General features: G+C 34.7%; 1 protein-coding gene. It reads left to right on the top strand.

All coding sequences use genetic code 11. From position 1 onward, the window contains the following. Positions 1–31 precede the first annotated feature (31 nt). Positions 32–245, top strand: a 214-nt coding sequence (locus tag ACM615_RS24280; protein ID WP_431012692.1) for an NAD(P)/FAD-dependent oxidoreductase, incomplete at its 3' end; no start/stop codon positions are given.

The raw sequence follows: 245 nt of genomic DNA on the forward strand, positions 1-245 counted from the left end.
GTATTTATCAAATATTTGTAGTAAAATATACATGCTGATCCGTAAGGATGAAATGCGAGCTTCGCAGATTATGCAAAAGCGCGTTATGAATAATCCTAAAATCGAGATTCTTTGGAATACAGAGACGGATGAAATTTTAGGTGATAAAGAGGTAAATGGAGTCAGAATCCTGAATAATAAAACCGGAGAAAAATCAGAAATCGCTATTTCTGGCTTCTTTGTTGCTATTGGTCATCAACCAAACA

Origin of the sequence: Rahnella sp. PAMC25617 (genome assembly GCF_050606005.1) — a bacterium.
GTDB lineage: Bacteria > Pseudomonadota > Gammaproteobacteria > Enterobacterales > Enterobacteriaceae > Rahnella > Rahnella variigena.